Source organism: Paenibacillus sp. OT2-17 (assembly GCF_009827695.1).
Lineage (GTDB): Bacteria > Bacillota > Bacilli > Paenibacillales > Paenibacillaceae > Paenibacillus > Paenibacillus polymyxa_B.
This window is the reverse complement of record NZ_WUDQ01000267.1, coordinates 1-4,944: the sequence shown is the minus strand read 5'-3', so window position 1 is coordinate 4,944 and position 4,944 is coordinate 1. Positions and strand designations below refer to the sequence as shown.

General features: G+C 47.6%; 5 protein-coding genes. 4 read left to right on the top strand and 1 reads right to left on the bottom strand.

The annotated features are described in order from the left end of the window. A partial coding sequence (locus tag GRP75_RS19195) for an NAD-dependent protein deacylase (RefSeq protein WP_160790079.1) occupies positions 1-627 on the top strand: 627 nt, incomplete at its 5' end. Between the two features lie 84 nt (positions 628-711). Beyond that, positions 712-1,710 carry an L-glyceraldehyde 3-phosphate reductase gene (gene mgrA / locus GRP75_RS19190; RefSeq protein WP_160790078.1) on the top strand — a complete coding sequence of 333 codons (999 nt, stop codon included), beginning with the start codon at positions 712-714 and terminating at the stop codon, positions 1,708-1,710. Positions 1,711-1,837: 127 nt separating this feature from the next. Here the strand turns inward: mgrA and GRP75_RS19185 are convergent, their stop codons facing one another. After that, the gene (locus GRP75_RS19185) at positions 1,838-2,704 is read right to left on the bottom strand and encodes an AraC family transcriptional regulator (protein WP_160790077.1); all 867 of its coding nucleotides are present in this window, start codon (positions 2,702-2,704) and stop codon (positions 1,838-1,840) included. A gap of 220 nt (positions 2,705-2,924) precedes the next feature. Here GRP75_RS19185 and GRP75_RS19180 point away from each other — a divergent pair, with 220 nt between their 5' ends. Both GRP75_RS19180 and galE read left to right on the top strand, forming a co-directional pair. Further along, positions 2,925-4,103, top strand: coding sequence for a galactokinase (locus GRP75_RS19180; RefSeq protein WP_076295862.1), 1,179 nt, complete (start codon positions 2,925-2,927; stop codon positions 4,101-4,103). A gap of 1 nt (position 4,104) precedes the next feature. Next, positions 4,105-4,944 (top strand): UDP-glucose 4-epimerase GalE (gene galE / locus GRP75_RS19175; RefSeq protein ID WP_160790076.1); only part of this gene is annotated, 840 nt, incomplete at its 3' end.

Genomic DNA, 4,944 nt, shown 5'->3' with positions numbered 1-4,944 from the left:
CTGTATCAAAGTGAGGAGAAATTGCCTTATTCCCCTGAGGTTATGCTTAGCCGTTCATTTTTTGTGAAGCATCCTGAAGTGTTCTTCGACTTCTATCGTAGCAAAATGCTGCATCCCGATGCGGAGCCGAACGGTTGCCATCATTTCCTCGCGTTATTGGAAAAGCAAGGCCTCCTTAAAGCGGTTGTGACACAAAATATTGACGGATTACATCAGGCGGCAGGTAGTGTGAATGTACTAGAACTTCATGGCTCGGTGCATCGCAACCACTGTATGGAATGCGGACGCTTTTACAGTCTAGATGAAGTGATAAACAGCTCTGAGGTTGTACCCAAATGTCCGATAGATGGAGGAATTATCAAACCGGATGTCGTTTTATATGAGGAGGAGCTGAATCAGGATACCATTATTCAATCCGTTCAGGCTATTTCGCAGGCTGATTTGCTGTTAATTGGAGGAACGTCGCTGACAGTACATCCTGCTGCGGGCTTGATTACTTATTTTCGTGGTAAACATACGGTGCTGCTGAATACAGATCCCACCTCGTATGATCATAAGGCGGATCTTTTGATCACCGATCCAATCGGTAAAGTTATGGAAAAACTTGCTCATCAATTAGGTCTGTAATCGTTTTCTTGTCAACGCCTGAATAAAAGCGCTATGATGATGTTGTGATGAACATTACAATGTTTCGAGAGAGGCTGGGATAGCATGGTTTATTTAGCTGGCGAAGATCGTTATGAAAGTATGAAATATAACCGTACAGGGAGATCAGGTCTAAAACTGCCGGCTATTTCGCTGGGCTTGTGGCACAATTTTGGCGGAATTAACAACGCGGAGAATGGCCGTAGCATGATTACTCGCTCCTTTGATCTGGGAATTACGCATTTTGATTTAGCTAATAACTATGGCCCTCCTGCGGGATCAGCTGAGGAGTTTTTTGGACAAGTATTAGCCAGTGATATGAAACCGTACCGGGATGAGTTGGTCATCTCCACCAAAGCGGGCTACAATATGTGGGCAGGGCCTTATGGTGACTGGGGATCTCGCAAGTATATGATATCTAGTCTGGATCAGAGCCTGAAGCGGATGGGGCTGGACTATGTCGATATATTCTACTCTCACCGATTTGATCCTAATACGCCGCTGGAAGAAACGATGGGAGCACTGGATCATATCGTACGTTCAGGCAAAGCGCTGTATGTGGGTGTGTCCAATTATAGTGCGGAGCAAACAGCAGAAGCAGCTCGCATTCTGAAGGAGCTGGGAACACCGCTTCTGATTCATCAGCCGAAATACTCCTTGCTCGACCGCTGGATTGAAAACGGATTACAAGATGTACTGGACGAAAACGGGGTAGGCAGCATTGCCTTTTGCCCGCTGGCTCAGGGGTTGCTGACCAATAAATATTTGAACGGAATCCCCGAGGATTCACGTGCAGCGAGTACATCGGTTTTCCTGAATGAGAACCATGTAACGCCAGAGACACTTCGCAAGGTACGCGCCCTGAATCAGATGGCTGCTGCACGCGGACAAAGTTTGGCTCAATTCTCGCTGGCCTGGGCTCTGCGCGGCGAACGTCTGACCTCTGTCTTGATTGGGGCAAGCCGTGTATGCCAAATTGAAGAAAATGTTGCTACCTTATCCAATCTGGACTTTTCTCAGGAGGAACTGGATCGAATTGATTCGATTCTGAATGCCGGGAACTGACAGGACGGCGGCACAGCCTTATGGTGAAAGTTAATCTGTAGTCATCGGCCTAATTTCGCATCCTCTTATACAATATATAACCAACAGCCCGCATCCGTTTGAAGGATGCGGGCTGTTTAAGTCTGCTTTACGACTGTGGGTACTGCTTAACCTTGCTTCGGTACTCGGTTGGAGACTGACCACAGAAGCGCTTGAATTGACGTGAGAAATATAAGGCATCGGTTAGTCCGACCGAAGCGGCCACTTGCTCTACCGATAGTTCAGGACGCTCACGCAGCAGTTGACGTGATTTGTCGATTCTTAGCTTAAGCAGATAGGTGACGGGGGAGATGCCCGTTTCCTTTTTGAATATCCGTGACAAATACGCACGGTTATAACCAAGTCCTTCAGACATTTGCTCAATGGAAACGGGATGTGCGTACTGAGTGGACATATATTGCACCATCTGCTTGACTGTACGTTGAATTTGCGAATCCGCCCCGGACGGATCAGCCCAGTCACTCAGGTAATTGCCTGCTTCCCCCATAATCAGATACAAATAGCCCAAGGCTGAAAGATGAGAACTAGATTTTCTGCTGTAAAAGGCCAATTGCATTTGTTCCAAATAACCGGGGATGGGACTCTGATCGGAAGCATGGAAGACAGGCTGGTGAACACGCAGCCCTGCCTCCTGTACCACCTGCTCAGTATGGTGCCCGGTAAACGCAGACCAACGATAACGCCACGGTTTCTCTTCATCAGAGGTATAGCTCACCAGCTGACCGGGATGAATAAGGAAAAAATCGTTTTCTTCAAGCTGATATGTGTGCTGTTCCGTTCGAAAGATACCTCTGCCCGATTCTACAAAGTGTAGCAGATAGTAATCATAGATTTTCGGCCCTACGGCATGACCGGATTTGGTTTGGCTCTCTCCTGCAAAAAGCACATGCAGCGGGCTATTTTCATAAAACACCGGATTAGAGGCGACGGCATAACTATATGAATACGCTTGCAAAATAGGGTCATCCTTCCTGCATTTGTGAATGGTTTAGCGGATGCGGTATACTTACATTGTACATATCCAAGTCACATTTATCCATAGCTTAAACACATGGATGCATTACATTGTGTGACGCTTTCATTTATACTGAAATCATAAGAGATGTCAACCTGATTAAGATGTTACAGGGAAGTCAGGGGGACCTTTACTAACGGTATATGAGGTGGATGCGGATATGAACTCTACTGAATTAAAGAAACATTTTATTGAGAAATATGGTGAAAGCAGCAATGAACTGCGGATATTTCATGCACCTGGACGTGTCAATCTGATTGGAGAGCATATCGACTATAACGGTGGTTATGTACTCCCGGCTGCGCTGGAATTCGGAACGACGCTAATCCTTCGTGCGCGCAATGATGATGAAATTCATTTTGCTTCAACAAACCTGTCGTATGAAGTGTCTATCCCCCGTGGAGAAATAGGTAAAAACAAAACGGATGAGTGGGTGGACTATCCGGTGGGTGTGCTGGTGGAGTTGGCTGAAAAGGGAGTTTATCCGTCTAACGGATATGACCTGCTCTATCATGGAGAAATACCGAATGGTGCTGGATTATCCTCCTCAGCCTCCATTGAGGTTGTTACAGGATACGCGTTTCTCACGATCGAAAAACAGGAAACAGATACGGTCGAAATCGCTTTGTTGTCCCAGCGGGCAGAAAACAATTATGTTGGTGTCAATTGCGGCATTATGGACCAGTTCGCTGTAGCGAACGGAGCAGCTGATCATGCAATTCTACTGATGTGCGATACGTTGGATTACCGTAAAGTGCCATTCCGCACGGGGGCTTATAAGCTCGTGATCGGCAATACAAACAAGCGTCGCGGTTTGGTGGACTCAGCCTATAACGAGCGTCGTAGTCAATGTGCCGAAGCACTGTCCATTTTGCAGCAGCAGGAACCGTCACTGGAATACCTCGCTCAGCTGGATGAGGCGCGTTTCGGAGAGCTTCAGCATCACATCGCGGACCAAACAGTGCGTCGGCGGGCACAGCATGTGGTGGAGGAAAACGCTCGTGTGTTGGCCTCTGTTGATGCTCTCGCGGCGAATGAACTTGCAGCTTTTGGTCAGTTAATGAATGCTTCTCATGATTCATTACGCGATTTGTATGAGGTCAGCTGCACGGAGCTGGACGTCATGGTTGAAGAAGCACGGCGCATTCCTGGCACGCTGGGTGCTCGTATGACAGGAGCCGGATTTGGAGGTTGTACGGTTTCATTGGTTCATGAGAACGATGTGGAACGTTTTGTGAAGGAAGTCGGCGAAGCTTATCAGACCCGCACAGGGCTGGAAGCCAGCTTTTATGTATGCAAGGCAGGAGACGGAGTTAAAGAACTGAAGGAGGACGAATAACATGGCCATTTTAGTCACAGGTGGAGCTGGATATATCGGTTCACATACCGTAGCAGAATTGTTGGATCTGGGAGAAGAAGTTGTGGTTCTGGATAATTTGCAAACCGGGCACAAAGCAGCATTGCTTGGAGGCAAGTTGTATGAAGGGGATTTGAGGGATAAAGAACTACTGTCCAAACTGTTCTCTGAAAATAGTATCGACGCAGTTATCCATTTTGCAGCCAACTCGCTGGTTGGAGAAAGTATGCAAAATCCTGGTAAATATTATGACAACAATGTATTTGGCACGCTGAGCTTGCTGGAGGCAATGAAGGATGCTGGAGTGCGCCGAATCGTGTTTTCCTCTACTGCGGCTACCTACGGCGAACCGGAAAAGGTACCGATTGAAGAGGGTGACCGTACAGAGCCAACCAACGTGTATGGTGAAACAAAGCTGATGATGGAGCGCATGATGTCGTGGTTTGACAAAGTTTTAGGCATCAAATATGTGTCTTTACGGTATTTTAATGCGGCTGGTGCGCATGAGAGCGGCAAGATCGGTGAAGATCACCGACCAGAAAGCCATCTGATCCCGTTGGTGCTCCAGACAGCCTTGAAACAGCGTCCACACATCGCTGTGTTTGGTGAGGATTATGCGACACCTGACGGCACGTGTATTCGGGATTACATTCACGTGAGTGACCTGGCGGATGCTCATGTGCGTGCAGTAAATTACTTGCGCGAAGGCAATGACAGCAACGTATTCAACTTGGGCAATGGACAGGGCTTCTCTGTGAAAGAAGTTATTGAGACGGCACGCAAGGTCACTGGACTCGACATTCCAGTTGTTACAGAGCCACGC